Source organism: Acetobacter sp. AAB5, assembly GCF_050106715.1.
GTDB classification, from domain to species: domain Bacteria; phylum Pseudomonadota; class Alphaproteobacteria; order Acetobacterales; family Acetobacteraceae; genus Acetobacter; species Acetobacter oryzifermentans.
Map to the genome: position 1 here is coordinate 1 of NZ_JBNIEW010000051.1, position 973 is coordinate 973.

Below are 973 nucleotides of genomic sequence, written 5' to 3' on the forward strand. Positions count from 1 at the left end.
GTGCGGGCCAGATGGTGGCCAACAAGGGAGCCAAAGCCACCTTCCGAACCTTCCTCAATTGTGATCAGCACCGCATGGTTGCGGGCCAGATTTTCCACCAGTTCCGTATCAAACGGCTTGGCAAAGCGGGCATCCGCCACGGTGGGCGGCAGGCCACGGGCGGCCAGCATGTCTGCGGCTTTCAGACACTCCGCCAGACGTGGGCCAAGCGAGAGAATGGCCACGCCGCCTTTTTCAGGGCCAGACTGCCCACCCATCTCACGGATAATGCGGCCCTTGCCAATTTCCAGCGGCGTGCCCTCGGCAGGCAGGTCCAGCCCAAGGCCACTGCCACGCGGGTAGCGCAGGGCAATGGGGCCTTCATCAAACAGGGTGGCGGTTGCTGTCATGTGCAGCAGTTCCAGCTCGTCTGATGGCGCCATAATGGTCATGCCCGGCAGGCAGCCCAGATAGGCAATGTCGAAGGACCCGGCATGGGTGGCGCCATCGGCCCCCACCAGACCGGCGCGGTCAATGGCAAAACGCACGGGCAGCTTTTGCAGCACCACATCGTGCATCACCTGGTCATAGGCGCGCTGGAGGAAGGTGGAATAAATGGCGCAGAACGGGCGCAGCCCTTCCGTGGCCATGCCTGCGGCAAAGGTAACGGCGTGCTGCTCGGCAATGCCCACATCAAAAAACCGATCCGGGTAAGCTTTGGCAAAGGCATCCAGCCCCGTGCCAGAGGGCATGGCGGCGGTAATGGCGGCAATCTTGTTATCGGTCGCGGCGCGGCGCGTGAGTTCGCGCGAGAACACGGAGGTATAGCTTGGCGGGCCTGCGGGGCCTTTTTTCTGCTCACCCGTGACAACGTTGAACTTGGCAACGGCGTGATACTTGTCTCCGGCTTTTTCGGCTGGCTGATAGCCGTGGCCTTTTTCCGTGATGACATGCAGCATGATGGGGCCGTTATCCGTATCGCGCAGGTTGCGCA

The 973-nt window shown here is 62.0% G+C and carries 1 protein-coding gene; it reads right to left on the reverse strand.

Translation table 11 applies throughout. The features are described from left to right. The coding region (locus tag ACP7IZ_RS13740) for a transketolase C-terminal domain-containing protein (RefSeq protein WP_426849723.1) at window positions 1–973 on the reverse strand (973 nt) is incomplete at both ends.